Source organism: Bradyrhizobium sp. SZCCHNR1053 (genome assembly GCF_032381235.1).
GTDB lineage: Bacteria > Pseudomonadota > Alphaproteobacteria > Rhizobiales > Xanthobacteraceae > Bradyrhizobium.
Genome location: NZ_JAUHJM010000009.1, coordinates 181,043 through 205,730, shown reverse-complemented (window position 1 = coordinate 205,730; position 24,688 = coordinate 181,043). Strand labels below are relative to the sequence as shown.

General features: G+C 64.4%; 19 protein-coding genes. 14 read left to right on the top strand and 5 right to left on the bottom strand.

The features are described from left to right. Positions 1–21 precede the first annotated feature (21 nt). Positions 22–981 carry an ACP S-malonyltransferase gene (gene fabD / locus QX051_RS21290; protein ID WP_315777482.1) on the bottom strand — a complete coding sequence of 320 codons (960 nt, stop codon included), beginning with the start codon at positions 979–981 and terminating at the stop codon, positions 22–24. Between the two features lie 371 nt (positions 982–1,352). Between fabD and rpsF the strand changes: the two genes are divergently transcribed. From rpsF to rplI, 4 genes are all read left to right on the top strand, one after another. Next, positions 1,353–1,817 carry a 30S ribosomal protein S6 gene (gene rpsF / locus QX051_RS21285; RefSeq protein ID WP_315739396.1) on the top strand — a complete coding sequence of 155 codons (465 nt, stop codon included), beginning with the start codon at positions 1,353–1,355 and terminating at the stop codon, positions 1,815–1,817. Between the two features lie 5 nt (positions 1,818–1,822). Next, entirely contained in the window at positions 1,823–2,062 is a 240-nt protein-coding gene (gene rpsR / locus QX051_RS21280) for a 30S ribosomal protein S18 (RefSeq protein WP_008963441.1), read from the top strand. A gap of 132 nt (positions 2,063–2,194) precedes the next feature. Next, positions 2,195–3,145 carry a hypothetical protein gene (locus tag QX051_RS21275; protein WP_315739394.1) on the top strand — a complete coding sequence of 317 codons (951 nt, stop codon included), beginning with the start codon at positions 2,195–2,197 and terminating at the stop codon, positions 3,143–3,145. Between the two features lie 49 nt (positions 3,146–3,194). Next, positions 3,195–3,788 carry a 50S ribosomal protein L9 gene (rplI, locus tag QX051_RS21270; protein WP_315739393.1) on the top strand — a complete coding sequence of 198 codons (594 nt, stop codon included), beginning with the start codon at positions 3,195–3,197 and terminating at the stop codon, positions 3,786–3,788. Positions 3,789–3,857: 69 nt separating this feature from the next. On the opposite strand, the gene QX051_RS21265 is transcribed toward rplI, so the two are convergent. Beyond that, on the bottom strand, positions 3,858–4,643 hold the full coding sequence (locus QX051_RS21265; RefSeq protein ID WP_315777481.1) for a hypothetical protein: 786 nt from the start codon (positions 4,641–4,643) through the stop codon (positions 3,858–3,860). 422 nt (positions 4,644–5,065) lie between these two features. Between QX051_RS21265 and QX051_RS21260 the strand changes: the two genes are divergently transcribed. From QX051_RS21260 to QX051_RS21245, 4 genes are all read left to right on the top strand, one after another. Continuing rightward, positions 5,066–6,316: a cyclopropane-fatty-acyl-phospholipid synthase family protein gene (locus QX051_RS21260; protein WP_315777480.1), complete on the top strand. Its 1,251-nt coding sequence runs from the start codon at positions 5,066–5,068 to the stop codon at positions 6,314–6,316. A 641-nt stretch (positions 6,317–6,957) separates the two neighbouring features. Then, entirely contained in the window at positions 6,958–8,466 is a 1,509-nt protein-coding gene (locus QX051_RS21255) for a replicative DNA helicase (RefSeq protein ID WP_315755750.1), read from the top strand. 45 nt (positions 8,467–8,511) lie between these two features. Next, the gene (alr, locus tag QX051_RS21250; protein WP_315777479.1) at positions 8,512–9,705 is read left to right on the top strand and encodes an alanine racemase; all 1,194 of its coding nucleotides are present in this window, start codon (positions 8,512–8,514) and stop codon (positions 9,703–9,705) included. Between the two features lie 1,030 nt (positions 9,706–10,735). Then, positions 10,736–14,605, top strand: coding sequence for a hypothetical protein (locus QX051_RS21245; RefSeq protein ID WP_315777478.1), 3,870 nt, complete (start codon positions 10,736–10,738; stop codon positions 14,603–14,605). 336 nt (positions 14,606–14,941) lie between these two features. Here the strand turns inward: QX051_RS21245 and QX051_RS21240 are convergent, their stop codons facing one another. Further along, entirely contained in the window at positions 14,942–15,832 is an 891-nt protein-coding gene (locus QX051_RS21240) for an SDR family oxidoreductase (protein WP_315777477.1), read from the bottom strand. Positions 15,833–15,923: 91 nt separating this feature from the next. On the opposite strand from QX051_RS21240, the gene QX051_RS21235 reads away from it, so the two are divergent. Then, the gene (locus QX051_RS21235) at positions 15,924–16,751 is read left to right on the top strand and encodes a helix-turn-helix transcriptional regulator (RefSeq protein ID WP_315777476.1); all 828 of its coding nucleotides are present in this window, start codon (positions 15,924–15,926) and stop codon (positions 16,749–16,751) included. Positions 16,752–16,830: 79 nt separating this feature from the next. Here QX051_RS21235 and QX051_RS21230 read toward each other — a convergent pair whose 3' ends face one another. Continuing rightward, the gene (locus QX051_RS21230; protein WP_315777475.1) at positions 16,831–17,064 is read right to left on the bottom strand and encodes a cysteine rich repeat-containing protein; all 234 of its coding nucleotides are present in this window, start codon (positions 17,062–17,064) and stop codon (positions 16,831–16,833) included. A gap of 29 nt (positions 17,065–17,093) precedes the next feature. On the opposite strand from QX051_RS21230, the gene xth reads away from it, so the two are divergent. After that, positions 17,094–17,864 carry an exodeoxyribonuclease III gene (gene xth, locus QX051_RS21225; protein WP_315777474.1) on the top strand — a complete coding sequence of 257 codons (771 nt, stop codon included), beginning with the start codon at positions 17,094–17,096 and terminating at the stop codon, positions 17,862–17,864. A 245-nt stretch (positions 17,865–18,109) separates the two neighbouring features. Here the strand turns inward: xth and QX051_RS21220 are convergent, their stop codons facing one another. Further along, positions 18,110–18,403 (bottom strand): GlsB/YeaQ/YmgE family stress response membrane protein, encoded by a 294-nt coding sequence (locus tag QX051_RS21220; RefSeq protein ID WP_315739380.1) that lies wholly within the window; start codon positions 18,401–18,403, stop codon positions 18,110–18,112. A 349-nt stretch (positions 18,404–18,752) separates the two neighbouring features. Between QX051_RS21220 and QX051_RS21215 the strand changes: the two genes are divergently transcribed. The 4 genes from QX051_RS21215 (at position 18,753) to QX051_RS21200 (ending at position 24,666) form a co-directional block, all read left to right on the top strand. Then, positions 18,753–20,537 (top strand): amidohydrolase, encoded by a 1,785-nt coding sequence (locus QX051_RS21215; RefSeq protein WP_315777473.1) that lies wholly within the window; start codon positions 18,753–18,755, stop codon positions 20,535–20,537. A 79-nt stretch (positions 20,538–20,616) separates the two neighbouring features. Continuing rightward, on the top strand, positions 20,617–22,113 hold the full coding sequence (locus QX051_RS21210; protein WP_315777472.1) for an amidase: 1,497 nt from the start codon (positions 20,617–20,619) through the stop codon (positions 22,111–22,113). A gap of 73 nt (positions 22,114–22,186) precedes the next feature. Continuing rightward, positions 22,187–22,540, top strand: a complete 354-nt coding sequence (locus QX051_RS21205) for a hypothetical protein (RefSeq protein ID WP_315777471.1) — start codon at positions 22,187–22,189, stop codon at positions 22,538–22,540. Positions 22,541–22,857: 317 nt separating this feature from the next. Continuing rightward, on the top strand, positions 22,858–24,666 hold the full coding sequence (locus QX051_RS21200; RefSeq protein ID WP_315777470.1) for an amidohydrolase: 1,809 nt from the start codon (positions 22,858–22,860) through the stop codon (positions 24,664–24,666). The last annotated feature ends 22 nt before the right edge of the window (positions 24,667–24,688 follow it).

The following is a 24,688-nucleotide window of genomic DNA, read 5'->3' as shown; positions in this document are numbered from 1 at the left end:
AATGCCGCTGCACGCAGCCCCTTACGACGTTTTGGCCGCCGCCAAGGCATCCTTGGCGGCCGCAATGTCCGCCGGTCCGCCGACGGCGACACCGACCGCACCGTCCGCGATCCGCTTGACCAGGCCGCTCAGCACCTTGCCGGCGCCGATTTCGAAAAACCGCGTCACGCCCTGGCTCGCCATATAGGCGATCGATTCGCGCCAGCGCACCGTACCCGTGACCTGCTCGACCAGGCGACGGCGAATCTCGTCGGGATCACTGATCGGCGCCGCGAGCACGTTCGAGACCAGCGGCGCGGCCGGCGCCTTGATGGTGACCCTGGACAGCGCCTCCGCCATGACGTCCGCCGCCGGCTGCATGAGCTTGCAATGGAACGGCGCGGAGACCGGCAGCAGCATGGCGCGCTTGGCGCCCTTGCCGCGCGCGATCTCGACCGCGCGGTCGACGGCGGCCTTGTTGCCGGACACCACCACCTGCCCTCCGCCATTGTCGTTGGCGGCCTGGCAGACCTCGCCCTGGGCCGCCTCGTCGGCGACAGCCACGGCGGCTTCGTAATCCATCCCGAGCAGCGCGGCCATGGCGCCGACGCCCACCGGAACGGCCTTCTGCATGGCGAGACCGCGCGTCCGCAGCAGGCGGGCGGTGTCGGCGATGGTCAGGCTGCCGGCAGCCGCGAGTGCCGAATATTCGCCGAGGGAGTGGCCGGCGACGAAGGCCGCATCACGCCCGACCGAGAACCCCGCCTCGGCCTCCAGCACCCGCAAGGTTGCCATCGAAACCGCCATCAGGGCGGGCTGGGCGTTCTCGGTCAATTGCAGGGTTTCGGCCGGGCCTTCCCAGATGAGGGCGGTCAGCTTCTCGCCGAGGGCGGCGTCGACCTCCTCGAACACGGAGCGGGCGACCGGGAAGGCGTCCGCGAGCGCCTTGCCCATGCCGACGGCCTGGGACCCCTGCCCCGGAAAAGTGAATGCTGCCGTCATGGCCGCCCCCTGAACGTTCCAAAATCCCTGGAATTGAGTAGCTTTGGCCGGAAAGACACTGGCAAAGGCTGGGATGTCAAGCGCGTGACGGGCGCAATTCGACCACTTTCCCTTGCCTTGGCGCCGAAAATCGGTATAAGGCCCGCCATCCGTGGATCCCGAGCCGGGAGCTGAACGGACGGTCCCAGCAAATTAACCTTGCTCGATCCTGGGGATGTATCTCCTCCAGGATGTCCAGGCGACTTTGGTGGGGCAGGGCCAGTCGGCCCGTCGTCCCGTGTTCCCGCCTTCTGAGCTGACGTCTGCGAGTCCTTTCCACAAGGGCTCGAAGGGCTTGACGCCGGGATCTGCGCAACATGGAAAGGACAGCCATGCCTCTTTATGAGCATGTTTTTCTCGCGCGTCAGGACGCGAGCACCCAGCAGGTGGAAGAACTGACGGCCCAGATGACCGGCATCGTCGAAGGTCTCGGCGGCAAGATCACCAAGACCGAGAATTGGGGCGTTCGCTCCCTCACCTACCGCATGAACAAGAACCGCAAGGCGCACTTCGTGCTGCTCAACATCGACGCGCCTTCGGCGGCGATCGCCGAGATCGAGCGTCAGGAGCGGATCAGCGAGGACGTGATTCGTTACCTGAGCGTCCGCGTCGACGAGCTCGAGGAAGGTCCGTCGGCGATGATGCGCAAGGCCGATCGCGACCGTGAGCGCGACGACCGTGGCGGCGGCTTCCGTGGTGAGCGCGATGGCGGCGGTTTCCGCGGTGATCGTGGCGACCGTGGTGATCGCGGTCCCCCGCGCCGTCCCCGTGACGAAGAAACTGCGGACGAGGAGTAAGATCAATGGCTGAAGCCCCCGCACGTCGCCCGTTCTTCCGCCGCCGCAAGACCTGCCCGTTCTCCGGGCCGAACGCGCCGAAGATCGACTACAAGGACTCCAAGCTGCTGATGCGCTACGTGTCCGAGCGCGGCAAGATCGTGCCGAGCCGCATTACGGCCGTCTCGGCAAAGAAGCAGCGCGAGCTCGCGCGCGCCATCAAGCGCGCCCGCTTCCTCGGCCTGCTGCCCTACGTCATCCGCTGATTGCGGACCTCGGACCGGCGGCCCCGCGCCGCCGGCTCCTCTCGTTGAATTCTCATAAGGCTTCCGGGTCGTCCGGTCGCCGATGGTTGGGGCCATCACGCCTCTAACCGCTCGAAGGGAGCGGGACAGCTGATGATCGGAACGCTTCTCATCGCGCTCGCGGCAGGCGCTGCCTCCGCGGTCATGTTCGCCTCGACCGGGTCGGGCGTGATGACGGCGCTCGTGCTTGCGCTGCTCGCGCCCGTGCCGCTGCTGGTCGCCGCGATCGCCTGGGGCCGGCCTTGCGCTGTCATCGGCGGTCTCGTGGCAACCGCTTGCGTGCTGGCCATCTTCGGCTTCGATCGCGCTCTCGCCTTTGCCGTCTCCGTGACGCTGCCGGCCTGGTGGCTCGGCCACCTCGTCCTGCTCGGCCGTCCGACGACCAGCCCGTCCGGCCAGGATGGCATCGAATGGTATCCGCCCGGCCATATCCTGCTGTGGATCGCGGTGATCGCGGCGCTGATCGCCGCGTTCTCCTTCGGCACCGACATGACGGCCACCAATCAGGGTCTCAGGCGGCTGCTGTCGCGCGTGCTCGGCAATACCGTCACGTCGACCGACGCGGTCGACATTCCCCGGCTGATCGAGCTCTTGGTCTTCATGGCGCCGCCCATGGCCGCGGTGATCATGACCACGATCCTGTCGCTCAACGTTCTGGCAGCCGCAAAGATCACGGCGATCTCCGGCCGGCTGATGCGCCCATGGCCTCGCCTGCGTGACACCAAGCTGCCGCTGATGACGCTTCCGGCGCTGTTTGCGATCATCGCCTTCTGCTTCCCAGGCGGACTGATCGGCATGTTGGCGCGGATCGCCGCCGCAGCGCTGCTGACCGCCTATGCGCTGACCGGCTTCGCGGTCCTGCATACGCTGACCTTGCCACTGCGCACCCGGCCGCTCTGGCTCGGCCTCGCCTACGCGCTGATGCTGACCTTCATCTGGCCGATCCCCATGCTGGCGATGATCGTCCTCGGCCTCGCCGACGCCGCCTTCGACCTCCGCCACCGTTTCGGCCCGCGGCAGCCGCCGCCTTTGCCGGTGCCGTAAAGGTTCAACCTCACACCAACCGCTTCCGAACATCACAAGGAGAACATCGATGGAAGTCATTCTGCTGGAACGTGTCGCCAAGCTCGGCCAGATGGGCGAGATCGTGAAGGTCAAGGACGGGTTCGCCCGCAACTTCCTGCTGAAGCGCAAGAAGGCGCTGCGGGCGACGGCCGAGAACAAGGCCAAGTACGAGGGCATGAAGGCCGATCTCGAGGCCAACAACATCAAGGCCAAGGGCGAGGCGGCCAAGGTCGCCGAGAAGATCGACGGCCGCGACATCGTCATCATCCGCCAAGCCTCAGAATCCGGCCAGCTGTTCGGCTCGGTCTCGGTGCGTGACATCGTCGCCGCGCTGGCCGCCGACGGCATCACCGTCAGCCGGCCGCAGGTCTGGCTCGACGCCCCGATCAAGACGATCGGCAAGCAGACGATCACCATCGCGATCCACCCGGAGGTCGAGACCTCGGTGACCGTGACGGTCGCCCGCAGCGCCGACGAGGCCGAGCGCATCAAGCGCGGCGAGGACATCTCGACCCGCCAGGAGGACCGCGACGCCGCCGCCGAAGCGATTGCCGCCGCCGGCGAGTTCTTCGATCCGGAGGCCCAGGACGAGGGCGCTGCCGGCGAGCCCGCGCAGCAGTAAGCGCACTCAGCCCATTTGCGGAAAAGCCCGGCTCAACGAGCCGGGCTTTTTCATCTTTTCATTGTCGTCTCACCGCGAGGGCGAGGACGGAACCGAGGGATCCGACGGCACCGACTGGGCCGTGGCCGGCGCCGGCGTCACCGGTGGGACCGGATCGGCCCGCAGCGCCGGGGCGGCGTCGCTCGATCTCGCCGGCTCGACCCGCGGCGGCTCGGAGCCGGCGGCGCTGTCCTCTCGCGACGGCGACGGCCGGGTCGCACCGGTCGGCTCGCCGCGCGTCTCCTCCGCAGCCGAGCCCTCCTGGGCCGGCTTCTTGCGCTTGCCGAGCCTACCCTTCTTCGCGGGCGCGCTGCCCTCGCCGTCGGCCGGCGCAGCGGTTGGATCCGCTGCCGCGTCGGGCTTCGCCTCGGCCGGCGCGGAGCGCTTGGAGTGATGACCCGAACGGCGGCGCGGCTCGCCTGGGCTGGCAGCAGCATCCGCGGCGGCTGGCTTCGCCTCCGACGGCTCGGTGGCGGCCGACCGGGCGCGGCGCTCGGACCGCGTCTCCTTGCCGTCCTTGGCCGAATGGCCCGTGTAGCGCGCATCCGCAGCGCCGTTCGCAATCAGGTAGTTGGCGAGCACGCCGGCCATCTCGGGGCTCGTCGTATAATGCTGGCGCAGAAACCCGGGCAGCGAGCCGGCCGAAGTGTTCTTGACCAGGCCGCGCGGCGACTTGTGGCAGACCACGCAGGTCCCGTTGTAGATCTGCGCAGGACTCTTGCCCGCATCGAGATTTTCCTGCGCAACGGCGGCCCCCGCAAAGCCCATGCAGAACACCGCCACCACCGTCGCCAAATTGAGCGCTCGGCCCACCATTCTCATTCTCCAGCTATGGTTTCGCCCACACGGCGCCGCCCCCGCGCGACATCCGCTGCCGTGTTTCCTCTCGCTATCAGCCGAACGTGACAGCGGACGTTGCGGTCGCTCCACGCCCTCGATGGCGATTCCTTCGGACCTCGTCCGGCGGTCAGATGCCGGACACCGGCCAAAAGGCCGGCGGCCGCGGCCTTTTTAACGGATTGCGGAGCGAATGAAAGCGCACAGATGTTCCTGCGCTGAGATGTCCATCGATCAATGACATGACGGAATATCGGCTTTGTGTTCATGGCAGTGGCGTCGGCTTGTGCCCGCTGAGTAACATAACAAGGTGATGATAGGGAACCAATCGGTTCTCGATGCGTCGAGTGCGACGGCCGGGAAAGTCAACAACTCACGGGATGGCTCGTTGGGTGGTGTGGATGGACCGTTTGCTGCGAAGTCTGTTGAGTAGCTTCATCTGCCGTGGGTCGATCAGCTTTACGACCGCCAGCGGCACGACGTTCAGCTGCGGGGATGGAACCGGTGTTCCCGTGGCGGCACGATTTCTGACCCACGAAGCCGAGCGCCGGCTTCTGGCCAATCCCGAGCTCGCGCTCGGCGAGATCTATATGGACGGCTCGTTCGTGGTCGAACGGGGATCGATCGCGGATCTGTTGTCGATCGTGATGAGCCAGCCGGCCGTGGTGCCCGACTGGGCAAAACCGCAATGGTGGCTGCGCTACCTGGCCCGCCATCTGCGCCAGCTCAACGTCAGGGGACGCGCGCGCCGCAACGTCGCCCATCATTACGATCTCGACGGCCGGCTGTATTCGCTGTTCCTCGATGCCGACCGGCAATATTCCTGCGCCTATTTCGAGACGCCGGACGCGACGCTGGACGAGGCCCAGCTCGCCAAGAAACGTCATCTGGCGGCCAAGCTGCTGATCGGCCGCCGCCATCGCATCCTCGACATCGGCTGCGGCTGGGGCGGGCTTGGACTCTACCTGGCTGAGATGTGTGATGCCGACGTGACCGGCGTGACCTTGTCGGCCGAGCAGTTGCAGGTTGCCGAGGCCCGCGCGGCCGAACGTAACCTCTCCGCCTCCGCCCGCTTCCTGCTGCAGGATTATCGCGACGTGCCCGGCACCTTCGACCGCATCGTCTCGGTCGGCATGTTCGAGCATGTCGGGGTCGCCTTCTACGACACCTTCTTTCGCCGCTGCGCCGAGCTGCTCGCGGACGACGGCGTCATGCTGCTGCATTCGATCGGACGCTCCGGGGGGCCGGATGCGACCAATCCATGGATCGCCAAATACATCTTCCCCGGCGGTTACATCCCAGCCCTCTCGGAGGTGCTGCCGGCGATCGAGCGCGCCGGGCTGCTCGTCTGCGACATCGAGATCCTGCGGCTGCACTACGCGGAGACCCTGAAGGCGTGGCGCGAACGCTTCATGGCCCGGCGCGACGAGGCCGTGCAGCTCTATGACGAGCGCTTCGCGCGAATGTGGGAGTTCTACCTGGCGATATCGGAGATGGCGTTCCGCAAGCAGAACCTGATGAATGTCCAGATCCAGCTGACGAAGCGCCAGGGCGTCGTGCCGATGACGCGCGACTACATTCCCCGTGAGGAGACGCGGCTGCGGGCGCGCGAGCGCGGCAGCCGTCCGGCGCTGCGGATGGCGGGGGAGTAGCGCGCGCGGCCCGGGACGACAGCGGAGGGCGGCATCAGCGCGATGGTCTTGCAGAGACGGACGCCCGCATTCGCTCGGCAGCGCCGCGCCGGGCTCGCGTTCAATTTTGAGACGCGCGGTGGACAGGTTGCGTCTCGCGCGCGAGATCACGCCCATCCGACTCAAATTTTCAAACAAATCGTGCGGTCTGTGAACTGGCTCACAGACCCCGGGAAAGCCTGGCCGTAGTGTCCCCGCATGTCCCAGAGCCCCACCAGAGCCATGTTGGAACCGCAGACCGACTTCAGCACCGACTACGCGCTGATTGCCGCCGGCGTGGGTGCCTCCCTCCTCGCCCTCCTCTATCTGCTGCTGGTCTGACGTCCCGCTCGGATCCGCTGGCGGCCGTGGCGCGCATGGGCGTGCCGGCTCCCGTTCCCATATCGCAGAACTGTCGAACGATCGCGTTCCCTGATTGCAGCGGCGCGTCGCTCCCGCCTGCGCGGCGTTGAGTCCCGCCGGTTCCGTCAAGCGCGACATCTGGCGAGTCCGGATTCATCCACCAGATTTACCGGACGGTGAATAGCGCTCAGCTTTCGCTTCCGCTTCGCGCGCGACTGGCGCTTTATCCCCTCCCCTTCAAAGCTGCTAAACACGCGGTCATGGCACTCACCGATTCGAACGTTCACAAGCTGGCGCCGGCTGACGCAGCAACGCCGGCCTATCGCAGCGCTCCTCACAACATCGAGGCGGAACAGGGTCTGCTCGGCGCGATCCTGGTCAACAACGACGCGTTCTATCGCGTGTCCGACTTCCTCGAGCCGAAGCATTTCTTCGAGCCGCTGCACCAAACCGTGTTCGAGACCGCGTCCAGCCTGATCCGGATGGGCAAGGTCGCGACGCCCGTGACCTTGAAGACGTTCCTGCCCGCCGACGTCGACATCGGCGGCATGACCGTCGGGCAATATCTGGCACGGCTCGCGGCCGAAGCGACCACGATCATCAACGCCCAGGACTATGGCCGCACCATCTACGACCTGTCGTTGCGCCGCGACCTGATCGGCATCGGCGAGGACATGGTCAACGTCGCCTACGACGCGCCGGTCGACTTCGCGCCGCGCAACCAGATCGAGGACGCCGAGCGCCGGCTGTACGAGCTCGCGGAGTCCGGACGCTACGACGGCGGGTTCCAGAAATTCTCCCAGGCGCTGACGACCGCGCTCGACATGGCCGCCAAGGCGTTCCAGCGCGACGGCAAGCTGTCCGGCATCTCGACGGGCCTGCGCGATCTCGACGCCAAGATGGGCGGCCTGCAGCACTCCGACTTGATCATCCTCGCCGGCCGTCCGGGCATGGGCAAGACCTCGCTCGCCACCAACATCGCCTACAACGTCGCCCAGGCCTATGTGCCCGAATTGCAGCCCGACGGCACCTATCGGGCCGCCCAGGGCGGCGTGGTCGGGTTCTTCTCGTGCGAAATGAGCGGCGAGCAGCTCGCCACCCGTATCATCGCCGAGCGCAGCGGCATTCCGTCGAGCCACATCCGCCGCGGCGGCATCACCGAGGCCGATTTCGAGAAGCTGCGCGAATGTTCGATCGAGCTGCAGTCGCTGCCGTTCTATGTCGACGAAACCGGCGGCATCTCGATCGCGCAGGTGATGGCGCGCGCCCGCCGCCTGAAGCGCCAGAAGGGCCTCGACCTCCTGGTGATCGACTACATCCAGCTGCTGTCGGGCTCGGGCAAGCGTGGCAACGACAACCGCGTCCAGGAAATCACCGAGATCACCACCAGCCTGAAGGCGCTGGCCAAGGAGCTCAGCGTTCCGATCATCGCGCTGTCGCAGCTGTCGCGCCAGGTCGAGAACCGCGAGGACAAGCGGCCGCAGCTGTCGGACCTGCGTGAATCCGGCTCGATCGAGCAGGACGCCGACGTCGTGCTGTTCGTGTATCGCGGCGAGTACTACCTCGCCGCCAAGGAGCCGCGCCCCGGCACCGAGGAGCACCAGAAGTGGCAGATGGAAATGGATCTGGCGCTCGGCAAGGCCGAAGTCATCATCGGCAAGCAGCGCCACGGTCCGACCGGCACGGTCGAGCTGCACTTCGACGCCTCGGTCACGCGCTTCGGCGACCTCGCCCATGACGGCCTGCCGCCGCAGCATCACGACTATTGACCGTGTGCTGTTGAACCGGGACGCTGCACCGCGTAAAAGCGCGACATGAGCGTTCCCGATCTGAAACCCGCCGCTGATCAGCCCGCCCCCGGTCCTGAGGAGGTCCAGGTGCCCGCCAGCGCCACCGGCGTGCTGACGATCGATCTCGACGCGCTCGCCGCCAATTGGCGCAAGCTGGAAAAGACCGCGGTGCCGGCCGAATGCGCCGGCGTGATCAAGGCCGACGCCTATGGCTGCGGCATCCCGCAGGTGGCGCGCACGCTCGCGGCCGCCGGCTGCAAGACCTTCTTCGTCGCGACGCTCGCCGAGGCCAAGGTCGCCCGCGCGGCCCTGCCCGACACGGCCGCGCTCTACGTGCTCGACGGCTTCTTCCAGAACACCGGCGACGACTACGCCGCGATCAACTGCCGCCCGGTCATCGGCGAGCTCAACGAGCTCGCCGAATGGGACATCTTCTGCCGCCGCACCGGCTGGAAGGGCGGCGCCGCCGTCCATGTCGACACCGGCATGAACCGGCTCGGCCTCACCCCGATCGATGCGCAGGGCATGATCCCGCGCATCCAGAGCGGCGACCACGGCATCACGCTGGTCATGAGCCATCTGGCCTCCGCCGAGCAGATCAACAGCCCGTCGAACGCGCGCCAGCTCGCGACGTTCCGCGAGGTCGCCAGCGTCTTCACCGGCGTGCCCGCCGCGCTTGCCGCCTCCTCCGGCATCTTCCTCGGCGCCTCGTTCCAGTTCGACATGGTGCGTCCCGGTGCTGCGCTCTACGGCGTCAATCCGACGCCGGAGGCCGACAATCCGATGCAGCCGGTGGCCGAGATCAAGGCGCGCATCGTGCAGTTGCGCGACCTCGCCCGTGGCGACACGGTCGGCTATGGCGGCACCTGGACGGCGCGCCGCCCGACAAAGATCGCGATCCTCTCCGCCGGCTATGCCGACGGCTATTTCCGCGCGGCGAGCTCCAACGACGGCACCCGCGGCGCCGACGTCATCATCGCCGGCCAACGCTGCCCGATCGCAGGGCGCATCTCGATGGACCTGATCGCGGTGGATGTCACCGACCTGCCGCCGAAGGCCGCCCGCCGCGGCCACTTCGCCACGCTGCTCGGCGAGGGCATCACGGTCGACGAGCTCGCGCATCATTTCGGCACCATCGGCTACGAAGTCCTGACCAATCTCGGCCGGCGCTATCATCGCATCTACAAGGGCGGCGCGGCGACAATCGCCGAGGGCTGATCGCGCCGCGCTCCCTGATTGTGGTGCGCACGACCGCTGCAACACCGTGGATAGATATCGCCACGCGGTTACGACAAATCGCGCTGCCGTAGCCCGGATGAGCGCAGCGACATCCGAGGTCCCATGCGCCGTATCGGCGAACACGGATATCGCTGCGCTCATCCGGGCTACGGGATCGGCGCGACGCTCGCGATGACGATGCTTTGACATGCGCTGTCGTTCTCGCGGCATGAAACGCCCGAGGCTTGCATCTCGATGTCACCCTCTTGCAGAACGAGGGCGCAGGGAATGCCGGGTGCTGGCCGCAACCCATGGCCCGCCTGCAGAAAAAAGCAGGCGGCAGTCACCACAGGTCCAGCCGGTCAACCGGCATTCCCTGCGCGATGGCTTTACGTCTTATGACGTACTCTCCCCGGGGACCGGGCTGTCTTGCCCCCGTGACCGGCGGATCATCATCACCACCGGCGTAGCATCAGCGTCGGGATGCCAGGACCATACGTTTTCGACGTGCGCCTTAAGCCGTTCGTCCGCACAGCATCAGCCATGCTGCGACCCAAAGCGCCCACCGCATCCCACCCCGCGTGCCGTGACGATCGCGATACGCCCCTCGTGCCGAGGCGGGACGGCGACAGAGAAGCACGATTTCTGTAAAAACGAAAGAGAAATATTTTCTGCGAAAGGACTGGACAGGGCGAGTCGCGTTGAAATTGCAGGGAAATCTGGCGTACCGGAGCACGGAGATTAGCGGTCGGAAGTTCCGCTGACGCATTGAGCAGGTATCTCCGGCGTCGAACAACAATGCCCACATTTTCTTGCAGCGCACCCATGCTAAGGTCTTACCTAGACTACCCGAGTCTTGATATTGACGCATACTAAGGCAGGCGGCAGTTTTCTGTTTTGTCTGAAGATCGCTTTTATTTAGGTGTAAACAATGCGCCGGCTTTTACGCGCTTGGACGATTGGCTCCTTGCTGACCTTTGGATGCGGACTCGTTGGAAGTTCGTCCTTCGCCCAAGGCTCCCGAGACTTCATGAATATGTTTGGCGCGATTATGCAGTCGGCGATCGCCCAAGCGACTCAGGCAGAGTGGAGGAAACTTCCACCAACCACCCTGACATGCGTAGATGAGACCCTCCGTCAGCGCGGCATTAGCGTCCAGGTGCTAGCAAACAACGGCGTATCTCCATCCGACACGAGACTCTACGACGTATTGACGACCTGCCGCTCTCAAAGTGATCTGCGACAAGCAAACACCCGCTGGCAGCCGGCACCAGAGCCAGGTCGGGTCAACCCGGACCCGACGCAATCAGCACCGTCCGCGGGACTTCCATCAAAGTACAGGGTTGACAAGATCCCGTTGGGGAGCACCATTTCGTATGACTCGGCTTTCTATAAAGAATACCAGTGTCGGCCGAGCGACCAGTTTTCTGGTTTCACGTGGTGCCAAAAGCAGCGAACCGAGCGCGCCTCGCGAGGAGAGTATCTCTCGTCGTACAGTATGTTGCACACCGAAAACGGACGAGTTTACTACCTTAATCGCTCTCTGGATCCTGCCTTCTTTGACCCCGGAGAGGTCAGCAGCGACATCGAGCGGTTGTCGCGGACCTACGGCGAGCAACCGCGGATCCTTCCCAGGCCTCAGCATACCGCTGGAGTGAGCGGCGTCATCGCCTATTGGGGCAATGTCATTCTTGAGCCGCTGGATGCTACCGCCATTGCGACGGTTGCTTCGGGACGCAGTCCCGGTGGCATGCTCGTGGATTTCGCCGGCAACTACCAGGAATCCATACGTCAAGATCTTCCAATATATAGGGTCGCCGGCGGACCCGGCTTTGTCTGGGCAGAAAGCCATGATGCCAATGGGCGTGGACGGCTCCGCTTCTTTGCAATCGATGCGTCCACTCTGTCCGCGCCATCGACCAAAAGTCCACAGGCCAATGCTGACCCGTCGCCTACGCCCGATCCATGGAAGGATTGCCAGTCTTCCGACACCGAGACGCGCCTCGCAGGCTGCACCAGGGTGATCGACGCAAAAGGTCCCGACCGGGTCCGCCTTGCGGACGCCTTCGATGGCCGCTGTTCCGCCTACAACCAAAAGCAGGCTTTTCAACCCGCGCTGTCCGACTGCAAGACTGCCATCGATCTCAATCCGAAATACTCTTACGCTTACGCCAATCTTGGCGCGGCATATCTGGGCCTCAATGACTCTGTTGGCGCTCTCTCGGCCTTGAACAAGGCGATCGCGCTGAAGACAAACTTCATTTGGTCTCGCCTCAGCCGAGCAAAGGCACTCGAGGCCTCCGGTGCGAACACCGAAGACGCACTCAGAGACTATCAGTACGCCCTGCTGATAGATCCGACAAATCAGGTCGCCAAAGACGGCGTGGCAAGACTGATGGCGGACCCGACATCATCAAAAGATGACGCCGAGTCCTGTTTTGGCGCCCCGAACGAACGACCAGTTTACATCGCCGCGAGCGCAGCCGCCTCGTCTGCAACGACGCTGGAAATGGCTATCTCGGCCATCTCTTCGAGCACCCAAACCTATCGTGCCAAACTGGACGCCCAACTGCTCAAAACCGACCGGCTGACCCGAGACGTCGAGGCAGCCGATAGACAACAGTCGGTTCTCACAGGGCCGCCTGACGAACGCAGGAAGATTGTGAATGACGTCCAAAGGCTCAGTGATTCCGTCAGCGAAAGCCAAGCCCGGCTGAATGCCCTATCCGGAAAGATTTCCGAGCGCGAGGGCGAGCTCAAGACGGGGCCGTCCAAAGCGCGGCAAAAGGAAATCACTCGGGAACTGGCGAAGCTGCGGTCCACGTTGGCGGCCGCTGAGCAGGAACTGAATCAAAAGACTTCGGAGCGTGACGACGCATCTGTACGGGCTCAGCAGCGAGGCGCCGACATCGCCAAGGCTATGGTGCGGTTGGAGGCGATCCGCGCCACCAAAGACGGCGCCGAAAGCTGCGCACGCCAAATCAAGGCCGGCATCGACGTGCTCGACCAAAAGGCAGACGAGATCCGACAGAAGCAAAGAGAGGAGACCGCAAAAGCTCTGCAGGTCAGCGCTGAAAGTCTGCTGAGCGATCTATCCGAGTTCGCGAAAAAGAATGCCAGTCTCGTGCCTCTTGAAGTCGGGCCGCTCGTCGCGGCATTGAAAGGAGCGCTCAGCACCAGGGATCCAGTCAAAACTTCGGACGCGTTTTCCACCTTGCAACGCCGCCTCGACGAAATTCCGGAGTTCAAGCCTTTTCGAACGTCTAGGGACGAGGCACGCGAGGAAGCTGCGAGGGCGGAACTGGATCAACTTTCGGATACGACGCGAACCATGGCGGACTTTGTTGAGAGCTACGCAAAACGAAATATCACGTCGGATAACGCGCAGGATCTCATCAAGCTGAAGGGCCGCCTTTCGGAAGCACTCGTCAGGCCGGAGACGGACGCCCTCAAGCAGACTATTTCAGATTCCGAGCAAGAGTTGGGGCGACTGCACCTCGAACAGGAATACCGCGACTATCGCACCAAACATCCAATTCAGAGCCGGAGCTCCATCCCAGCGGCAACCGGCCGAAACCGGCTTCTCGTCGAGGGACCTCTCGATGAAACGTTGATCCTCGTGAACGAAAGCGGCCAAGCGGGCGTCGTGCGAAACATGCGAGGCGACCTTGTGTTCGATCGAGGTAGCGCAACATTGTGCTTCCTTCACGAGAACAACCTGGACGCCTTCGGCATGTCGGAGCTGAAGGGTAAGGTTGTCGAAAAAGGTGCCCGTACCGTCGGCGTCTCAGCTTCCCCATGTGAGGCGGATAGCCTGGGGCGCTACGATCTGGTCGCGGTCAACCGGGGCCTCTTTGCGACTCTCCCGGCCAAGGTCGCCAGCGCCGTTCTAAAGGCAGTGGACAGGGGTGCTTTCGCGCTGCTTGGCAGTGTCAGCGAGCGCGAGTTGCAGAACGCGAGGAACGCAGACAGCATCAAGAGCCTGCAATTGGAGAACGATCTGCAAAGAAAGGCGATCGACGGCTTCGGTCTTGTCTCCATTGCGAACGGAACATCGGTCGTATGTCAAACGGTCGCTGATCGGGAGAAAGCTCATGAGAGTCTCATCGAACGCGCATCCGATCGACTGCAGGTTGAGCTAGGGTCCTCCCCAAAGGTGATCTCCACGTCGATCGAGAGCGCCTTTGTATCGGCGAAGCGCGGTCAGTGTGGAGCGATCTACGGCGCATCCAAGGATCTGCGAGAGTTGATTGCGGGCTTGCAGCGGGACAAGCTCAACTATCACGTTCTGCCGATCTGGTTGACGCCCGCCGACGTCGAGGCCGAGGCGAAAAACGTCGCAGAAGCCGAAGCCAGATCATTGCGCGAAAAGCGACAGTTGGAGCAGAAGAAAAAGGACGACCAGTACCGTGAAGAACTCCAGAGTAGACAGTCTGACGCCGAAAAGCGCGACCGCCAGGAAAGGCTTCAGAAGGAGAGCGGAGCGTTAGCACGAGGACTGCAAGAGCTCATCACGGATCATGTCAAGGAATTCGCAGCACAGGGCAGCGAACGCGATGACAAGACCTATGTGAGGCACTGGTGGCCCGCACTGGCAACGTGGTATCGGGAAAGGATCGCGGGCAAGTGGGAATTGGAGGACGTCGCAAGTGAGTTGCGCGACTACGGAACCGTGAAATGGAAGAACCGCATTCTTGAGGCCGGATTTGTCGCGCTCACATTCAAGATGAAGAACAGGGGACTCGGTGAGCATGAGCAGAAGTGTTTCACCGTCGGATATGTGGCGGACCGCGAATTTGAAGTAGCGCGAGACCCCATTGCTGTGCCCTGTGAAGACGAAGGTGCAGTCAGCAGGTATAAGCTCGCGCTCGAATTCTCAAGTAAGTGGCTTGCCAACTGAGCCAAAGCTCCCTTGCGGCTTTCAGCCGGGCGTCATCCGTGCTGGAGCGAACTCCGCCCGCTCCAGCACCAGATCGCAGCCGGGTTATTGGCCGAGGCCGCCAGGCTCGACGTCGCCTGGCGATGAACGCGCCTGGATCGCTGTCTCTTCCTGGCTTGTCGGGCAAGAGCATCGTTGTCCACTCTGGGACGTCCGTGACGCGACGACTACACGACTCAACGTCGGGGGCCGGGCTTTTCAATCTCCGATTGGCAGAGAACCTCTTAACGGCCAACAGCCGGCAGCCGCACAGATCGTGGCGGAGCGCGAACGCGCACCGACAGTCGTGGCCGGCGCTCACGGCTTGAAGTAACCCGATTGGCCGATGTCGGCGATCAGGCCGATGCCCTCGGGCGTCCAGCCCAGGCGCTGCTGTGTCAGGATGCTGGAGGCCGGCATGTCCAGGCCCGCGAACATCGCCAGCGGTCCGTAATAATCGCCCGCCTCCTCCTTACTGATCGAAACGACCGGCACGTTCAGCGCGCGACCGATCACCTCGATGACCTCGCGCATGGGGACGCCCTCCTCGCCGACGGCGTGGTAGATCGCGTCTGCCACGCCCTTCTCCAGGGCCAGCCGGTAGATGCGGGCGACATCCGATCGGTGCGCCGCGGCCCAACGCTCGGTGCCTTCGCCGACATAGGCGGCGCGGCCCTTCTGACGTGCGAGCTCGACGAGATAAGAGATCAGCCCGGCCTTTCCGGGGGCGCCGTGCACCTGCGGCAGGCGGATCGCCATCGCGCGCACACCGCGCGATGCATAGGCCAGGCCGGCCTGCTCGGACACGCGCGGGACATGCGCTGACGACTCGCGCCGCATGTCTTCGGTGACCACCACGTTGGCCGCAACGAGCCCCGTTCCGGAGGTGACGATGAACGGCTTGTTCGTGCCCACCAGCACATCGCCCATGGCTTCGATGGCGGCCTTGTCGATGGCGCCGTTCTCCGCGAATTTCGCGAAGTCGTGGATGAAGGCGAGATGGATCACGCCGTCGGCATCCCTCGCGCCGCGCTTCAGGCTGTCGAGGTCCTGCAGCGAGCCGCGATGAACCTGCGCGCCCAGTTGCTCGAGCGTGCGGACGTTCTCGGCGGAGCGCGCGAGGCCGATGACCTGATGCCCGGCGGCGATCAGCTCCCTGGTGGTTTCGGAGCCGATGAATCCGGCGGCGCCGGTGACGAATACGCGCATGAGACACACTCCCTGTTCAGACCGCCGGGATATTGCTAGGCTGCTCATGCGGGTAAAGTCGTGACTTTATACGGGTATAATCGCTAACAGGATGACGGACGCTAACCCTCTCGGGACCTATCTCAGGGATCGCCGCGCCAGGCTCGATCCGACCGCCTTCGGCCTGCCGCTGCAGCGGCGGCGAACGCCGGGGCTTCGGCGCGAAGAGGTGGCGCAGCGCGCCAATGTGAGCGCCACCTGGTACACCTGGCTCGAGCAAGGGCGCGGCGGCGCCCCATCCGCCGACGTGCTTGACCGCATCGCTCGCGCCATGATGCTGACCGACGCCGAGCGCGAGCATCTGTTCCTGCTCGGTCTCGGCCGGCCACCCGAAGCCCGCTATCACGCGATCGACGGCATCTCACCCCGTCTCCAACGCGTGCTCGACACGCTGGAATACAGTCCGGCCTTCGTTCGCACGGCGACATGGGACATCGCCGCCTGGAACAGGGCGGCTACGGTTGTTCTCACAGACTACAGCACCCTGCCGGAGGGCAAGCGCAATGTTCTGCGCATGATGTTCCACGACAGCCGTGTCCGCGCCGCACAGCCCAACTGGCAGGCCGTGGCGCGCTATGTGGTCGCGTCCTTCCGCGCCGACGTGGCGCGCGCCGGTGCGGCCCGCAATGTCCAGTCGCTGGTCGATGAGCTCTGCGCGACGAGCCCGGAATTTGCGGCGATGTGGCGCGACAACGACGTGCAGGGACGGCATGGCGATGGCGTGAAGGTCCTGCAGCATCCCATCGCCGGATCGCTCTCGCTGGAATTTTCGGGCTTCGCCGTCGATGGCCGGCCCGACCTCACCATGGTGATCTACAATCCCGCGACGCCGGCGGATGCGGACAAGATCCGCGCGCTCGTGACGTCACGACCGAAATAGCCACACAACCGCACTCGGCTCGCGCGCCTCGCTCGCCAGCGTCGGCCGGGGGATGCGCGGAAGCGCGACGTCCCCGCGGCTAGCCCTTCTTCGCGGCGTCGAGCACCTTCTTGCAGGCGTCGGCGAGCTGAGCATAGTTGCGCGTCAGGCAGGCGATGATGCGGCCGCCGCCGGGAAGCACATCGCTGCAGAACCTTGCGTAGTCGGCCTGACAGGTGGCGCGCTGCTCGTCGGTCGGCAGCAGCTGCGCGCGGGCCGCATCCGCAAGGCTCAGCATCAGCGTGAACAAAATGGCGATTGCGAGCTTGGACATCGGGCCTTCCCCTCAATGCAACGGGCATCATGAAGATCGCGACCTTCAACATCAACAATGTCCGGCGGCGTCTCCCCAACCTGCTGCGCTGGCTGGGCGCGGCCAGGCCCGACGTCGTCTGCCTGCAGGAGCTGAAATGCATCCAGGCCGATTTCCCCGTCGATGAGATCGCCAAGGCCGGCTACAGCGCGGTGTGGCAGGGGCAGAAGACCTGGAACGGGGTCGCGATTCTCGCGCGCAAGGCAGAGCCGGTGCTGACGCGCACCGCCCTGCCCGGCGATCCGAAGGACAAGGAGGCGCGCTACATCGAGGCCGCGGTGCGCGGCATCGTCATCGGCTGCCTGTATCTGCCGAACGGCAATCCGCAGCCGGGGCCGAAATTCGACCACAAGCTCGCCTGGTTCAAGCGGCTGCACAAGCACGCGGCTGATTTCATCAAGGACGACCTGCCGGTCGTGCTCGCCGGCGACTACAATGTCGCGCCTGATACGCTCGACATCTACCCGACGAAGTCATGGGACAAGGATGCGCTGGTCCAGCCGAAGAGCCGCGCCGCCTACAAGGCGCTGGTCGATCAAGGCTGGTGCGATGCGATCCGCACGCTGCATCCGGACGCGCCGATGTTCACCTTCTGGGACTACAAGCGCAACCGCTGGCCGCGCGACGCCGGCCTGCGGCTCGACCACCTGCTGCTGAGCCCGCAACTCGCGCCGCGCCTTAGCAAGGCCGGCGTCGACCGCTTCATCCGCGGCGAGGACGGCGCCAGCGATCACGCGCCGGCCTGGATCGTGCTGAAATAGTCCGAAGGTCGAGAAGGGTACCCCGCCGAGCTGCGTTCATCGGAGATCACTCTGGCCGATCGCGCCCCGGTGAATGTGACGTCGACTGGGAGCGTTACGCCGCGCGCCGTCAGGCCCGTCCCGCATCCATGATCGCGTGCGCGAGCCGCGCCGGATCGGAGAAGCACAGCTCATGGGCTTCGGCATCCGCCCGCGCGACTGGCGGGCGGAGACCGCGCGTCACTCCGGCTGTCGACCGCCTGCGGTCAGCGCGGACTCCGTTCGCGGGCCGCGCCCCACAACCAGATTGCCGCCAGCAGGACAAGCGAGCCGACGAACGCCGCGACGACGTCGCGCAGCGAAATGACGATGCTGCCCATGCCTGGAAACAGCCCAAACAGGTTGAACAGGACACCACCAATGAGGGCGCCGACGCATCCCAATCCGATGTTGGTCAAAAGCCCGAAACCTGCTCGGCGGCGCTTCACCAGGATTCCGGCAAGGCCGCCACCAATCAAGCCAACGACGAGCCAAGTCCCTGCATGTACCAGTGTGAACATTCTTCACTCCGTCGGTCTGCCGTCACCCCTCGGTTGGAGCATTACGGCCAGAATCGTGCACTTGCAGGTTACATCGATTTCGCTGCCATCAACTGAACTCTGCAGCTCGGATGAGTTCGTGACCCAATCGCAAACTGGTCGATGCTCAGGCCGGCGTCCACCGAAATGACAGTCATTCGAATCTAATCGTCTCGAACACGCGCAGTTCATGCGAACGCTTCGCACGCAAAGGGCTACGTAGTTCCCCCGAGTTCATACAATCCTCGGAATCGGGAAGAATGCGGTTTCCCGCAGAGCGTGCAAAGGTGAATGCATGTGCATCGCATGCAACTGGGCAAGATTCCGTGGTTTGCTCAAGCTTGATTTTGACTCCGTCAACGAGGCCGAGCCGTCACGACGCCAGCTCCTGCAGACAGGCGCGGCGTTCGCTGCGGCCGGCGTCGCCTCGGTGTCCGCTCCGGCGAACGCCGAGGCGCGGACCATCGGCGGCAAGGCCGACATCGTGTTTCGCAACGGCCCGGTCTACACCGTGAACGGCGGCCGGGAATGGGCCCGCGCGGTCGCCGTCAAGCAACAACACATCGTCTATGTCGGCGATGACGCGGGCGTCCGGTCCTTCATCGGCCCAAAGACCCGCGTCGTCGATCTCGCCGGCAGGATGCTGCTGCCCGGTTTCGTGGAAGGACACATCCATCCGATAGCGGGCGCTGTCGTGACTCGGGGTGTCGATCTTCAATACGACACAAGGGAGGAGATGCTCGACGCCCTGAAGGCCTATCGCGCCAAGCTGGGCCAGGCCGGCATCGTCCGCGGCTTCGGCTGGCGCTATAACGCCTTTCCGCCGACCGGCCCGCGCAAGGAGGATCTCGATCAGATCTGGCCGGACACGCCGGTCTTTCTCGTCGGGATCGATGGCCATTCAGCCTGGGTCAATTCCAAGACGCTGGCGATTGCCAAGGTGACCAAGGCGACCAAGGATCCGTTGCCCGGCTACAGCTACTTCGAGCGGGACCCGGCCTCGGGAGAGCCGACCGGCTATCTGGTCGAGCCACCGGCGATGTTTCCGGTCCTCAACGCGGTCTCGCCGTTCACGCCCGGCTATATTGCGGACTCGCTCGCACAGTGGCTGCCGAAGGCGTCGGCGGCCGGCATCACCAGCGTGTTCGATGCCGGACTGCTCGTTCTCCCCGAGGAGACCGGCTACAAGCTCTATCAGGACCTGGAGCGCAAAGGGAAACTGCCGTTCCGTGTGGTCGGATCGACCTACCACAACAATCCGGCGATCGACCCCGTGCCGATCGCGAAGGCCCTGCGTCGACGCTTCAATTCCGAACTGGTGCAGGCCCCCGTTCTCAAGCTCAACATCGACGGCGGCGAAGCCCAACGGACCGCCGCATTGCTGGCCCCCTATAGCGACGATCCGAGCACGAGCGGCGAGACGCTGGTCCCGCCGGATCAGTTCAAGGACATCATCCGCCGCGCCGACAGGGCGGGCCTCAATATTCACATCCATTCCTACGGTGATCGCGCCAACCGCCTGTCGCTGGACGCGTTCGAAGCCGCGATCAAGGTCAATCCGCCGCGCGATCGCCGGCACACGCTGGCGCATCTCATATTTGTTTCGCCTGACGATCTGCCGCGCTTCGCCAAGCTCGGCGTCACCGCGCAGTTCTCCGCCCAATGGTCGGTGGCGGATGCCTATTGGCAGGGCGTGATGCGGCCGCGCGTCGGCGCGCGCGCCGAGCAGGCGTTTCGCACCGGCTCGATCCTGCGTCATGGCGCCAACATCTCGCTCGGCACCGATTGGCCGGCCGCCGGCTATTACAGCACCTACAAGCCGCTGGATGCGATCGAGATCGCGACCACGCGGCGGGAGTTGAACAAGCCGGATCAGCCGGCCTTGGTGCCGCTCGACGAGCGGATCAGCCTCGAAGAGGCGATCCGCGCCGCCACCATGGGCCCGGCCTATCAGCTCGGGCTCGACCAGAAGGTCGGTTCGATCGAGGTCGGCAAGCTCGCCGATCTGATCGTGCTTGAAAGAAACCTGTTCGAAGTCGCCCCGCACGACATCCACAACACAAAGGTGCTGATGACCGTCATGAACGGTCAGGTCAGGCATGAACAGCGAAGCTGAATCCAGCGACGTCTCGGACCGTCACCTTCAGGGCCACATCGACAAACTCAGACCGATTCCCGGAAATACGGAGGCGTATATGATTGACAGAAGAACGCTCATCAAAGGCGCGGGAGCGGCGTTGGTCGCGTCCGGACTCGATTTGCCGGCCGCGCGCGCCGAGTCCGCCGATCCGCTCTGCTATGCGTCGGTCGCCGATCTCATCGCCATGTTCCGGGCCCGCAAGGCGTCGCCGGTCGATCTCTTGAAGGCGCAGATCAAGCGGATCGAAGCCTACAACACGAAGGTCAACTGCATCACCTACGAGCATTTCGATCAGGCGCTCAAGGAGGCCAAGCTGTCCGAGGACCGCTATCGGCGTGGCACCGCAAGGCCGCTCGAAGGGATCACGGTGGCCATCAAGGACGAATTCTCCAGACCGGGCTGGCGGATCACACAGGGCTCGCTCCTCTTCAAGGACTCGCCGCCCGCAACGGAAAACTCGGCCATCACCGACTCGCTCGAGGCCGCCGGCGCCGTCATGCCATTCCAGACGACCGTGCCGGAATTCTACCTCTTCCTCGGCGCGTCCACCCGCGCCTGGGGCACGACACGCAATCCGTGGAATCTCGAATACTCTCCGGGCGGGTCGTCGGCGGGATCGGGCGCGGCGCTGGCCGCAGGCTTCACGACGCTCGCCATGGGCTCGGACATGGGCGGCTCGATCCGAATTCCCGCCTCACAATGTGGTCTCTATGGCTTCAGGCCGCCGTTCGGACGCGTGGCTGGTGGGGAAATCCCGTTCTCGACCTCGGGCCCGATGGCGCGGCGCTTCGACGACCTCGTCCGCCTCCAGAACGCGATCGTCGGTCCGTCCGAGCGGGTGATGGCCGCGATGCGCCCTCGCCTCGACTATCCCACCCGTTATCCGCGCCTTTCCGGGTGGCGCATCGCCGTGGATTGGGGCGCCGGCATTGCGGACGTCATACCGTCCGTGAAGGCTGCGATGCTGAGAGGAATCGAGGCGCTGCGCGCCGCGGGGTGCACTGTGGACGAGGTCGACTGCGGCTTCACGAAGGCCCACAAGATGGTCTTCATCCGTGGGCTGATGTCGACGTCCATCGGCACTGCGATCGAGATCTCGAATGCGCATCGCGATCAGCTCTCGCCCTACATGACCGAAATGCTCGACCAGGTCGGCGCGGTCGGACCGCGCCAGGCCGAAGAAGCCGAAGAGCTGCTGCAGCGGCTGCACCGCCAGGTGCAGCAGCGCGTGTTCGGCAAGGGCTACCGCATTCTGCTCATGCCGACCATGGCAACGCCTCTGGTCAGGGCCGACATGTTCAAGAGCAAGGAAAACAAGGTCGACCCGTGGGTGGGCACCGGTCTGGGCTTGGCGCTGACGTGGCACTGGAATCTGCTCAACCGCTATCCGGTCGTCGATGTCCCGCTCGGCGTGGTCGAGGACCGCATGCCCTCGGGCATGCAGGTGATCGGCCAGACCTACACCGATCTCGACACGTTCCAGTTCGCGTCGAACTGGTCTCGCCTGCGGCCGTCACTGTTCGCCGGCGGGCAATTTCCGACCTTCGCCTGACTCCATAGCGGCCGGAACGGTGCAGATGCGAGACAACGGATGCGAGAGCAGCGCTTCGACAGTGAGGTCGGCCATGACTCCGAGAATTTTTCGACGAGCGGTTCTCCTGTTCCTGATCTCAGCGCTGTACCCAGGCGCCGGCGCCTCGGCACAGCAGAGGACGCCATCGCTCGAAGATCTCGCCAAGGCGGCGCAAAACCCGATCGCGGATACGATCAGCGACGGGCTGGAGAATATCGCCATGCCGAACACGGGTGCGTACCGGCAGACGGCTGACGTTCCGGTCGGCGCGGGAATAGGCAAGCTCTTCATGGTCGACAAGCAGCCGGTCAACGCCGAGATCGGTGTCTACTACAATGTGCTGAGGCCGGACCTGGCATCGCGGTGGCAGTTTCGCGCCAACCTGGCTTTCCTGTTCCCGAAGTGACGGTGCTCGGGACCAGGCATCGGTGGGATCGATGACCTCCACGGCATGAATGACACCCTCGCGCTCGGGCGACGCATAGACGATGAGTCGTTGCGGCGGTCCTCCTTTTCTCTGTCTGAAAGCATTCGATTTGAAGTTTATCCATCAACAGGAAACGAAGACTTCAGTATGCGTGCTGGCGCTCGACGCCGCCGAGATTGACTTGATCGTTGTCAATCTTGGCGGGTGCTGAGTGAAGTAGTTTCAGCGTCTGACTCGGCAATCGTGCAGCTCACCCGGAGCGCGGAATTTTCGGAGCAGGACTTCGGAGCAGGACAATGTGCATTGCATGCGGCTCAGCCATCGGTTCGCTGTTTGCGGCATCGAAGTCGGAGCGCGGCGGACTGACCCGTCGCCAGATGGTCGCGACCTCGGCTGCGGCCGCGGCATTCGTCGCTGCCTCGGCTCCGGCCTGGGCCGCCTCCAGCAGCACGACCATCTTTCGCGGCGGGCGCGTCTACACGGTGGACGACTCCCTGCCCTGGGCCCAGGCCGTCGTCGTCAAGGGAGACACGATCGTCTACGTCGGCGACGACGCAGGCGCGATGAAGTTTGCCGGACACGGGGCTGACGTCATCGACCTCAAGGGGCGCATGCTGATGCCGGGCTTCGTCGAGGCGCATTGGCATCTTTGCACGCTGGCCTTCGCCCGCGGCGCCTGGGTCAACGAGGAAGATCCCGAGCGCATCTACGCGATCCTGCGCGACTACGCGAAGACGCACTCCGACGAAAAGTTCATTCTGGGCTTCGGCTGGATCGCTGGCGCGTTTCCCGCCTCGGGTCCGCGCAAGGAGCCGCTGGACGAGATCTTCCCTGATCGGCCGGTCCTGCTCGTCAGTTGCGATCTGCACGCCTACTGGGTCAATTCCAAGCTGCTGGAGATGGCCGGCATTACGAAGGATACCCCGCGCGACGTCGTGCCCGGCTCCTCCTGGTACGAAAAGGATCCCAATGGCGTGCCGACCGGGTTCATTTCGGAAGTGCCTGCGCTGTTCGCGGTGCTCAAGGCGCTGGAAAAGCACGGCATCGAACCATTCGGCCTGAAGTCGACCGCCGCCGCGATCGAGGAATGGCAGCCCAGGCTGGCAGCCGCCGGCATCACCACCTTCTTCGATGCCGGCTTCAGCGCCTGGCCGACCGAGCAGCATCACGGTTTCGACATGCTGGTCGAGCTCGAGAAGCGCGGCAAGCTGTTGCAGCGCGTGATCGGCAGCCTGTATCACAATGATCCCAGCGTCGATCCGCTGCCGATTATCCGGGCCTATCGAAAACGTTATCGCACACCGCTCGTCAAGGCGGACGTGCTGAAGCTCATCGTCGATGGCACCGAGTTGAGCCGCACGGCCTATCTGCTGGATCCCTATGCCGGAAGTCCGGATTGGCGCGGCGAAACATTGTTCCCGTCGCCGGTGTTGAACCGCATCCTGCGCCAGGCGCATGCCGAGGGAATCGATACGCACCTTCACGCCGTCGGCGATGCCGCCGTCCGCATGAGCCTGGATGGATACGAAGCCGCCTTTGGCAAGAACGGCCCTGGCAACCGCCGTCATACCATCTGCCACGCGTTCCTCACCGCGCCATCGGACATTGCGCGCTTCAGAAAGCTCGGCGTGATCGCGAATACGCAGATCCAATGGGGCGTGCCGGATGCCAGCCAGCGTCGCGTCCGCGAGATCTACGGCGACGAGCGCTGGAGCCGCATGTACACCTTCAAGACGTTCATCGACGAAGGCGTCACGGTGTCGTTCGGCATGGATGCGCTGGCGACCGGCTCGAAGGTCGTCGTCAAGCCACTCGAGGCGTTGCAGGCCGGCCATACGCGTCAGGAGCCGGGCAAGCCCGACGGCCTGGTCCATCCGCCCGCGACCGAACGCCTGGGCCTGCCGGACCTCATCCGAGGCTACACCATCAACGGAGCCTACCAGCTTCGCATGGAGGACAAGATCGGCTCCATCAAGGTCGGCAAGCTGGCCGATCTGATCGTGCTCGAGAACAATCTGTTCGATGTCGGGCCGCACGACATCGGCAAGGTCAATATTCAGCTGACGATGATGAACGGCCGGATCACGCATCGTAGTGGAATCTGAGCGGGAGCGGTGAACGTGCTCG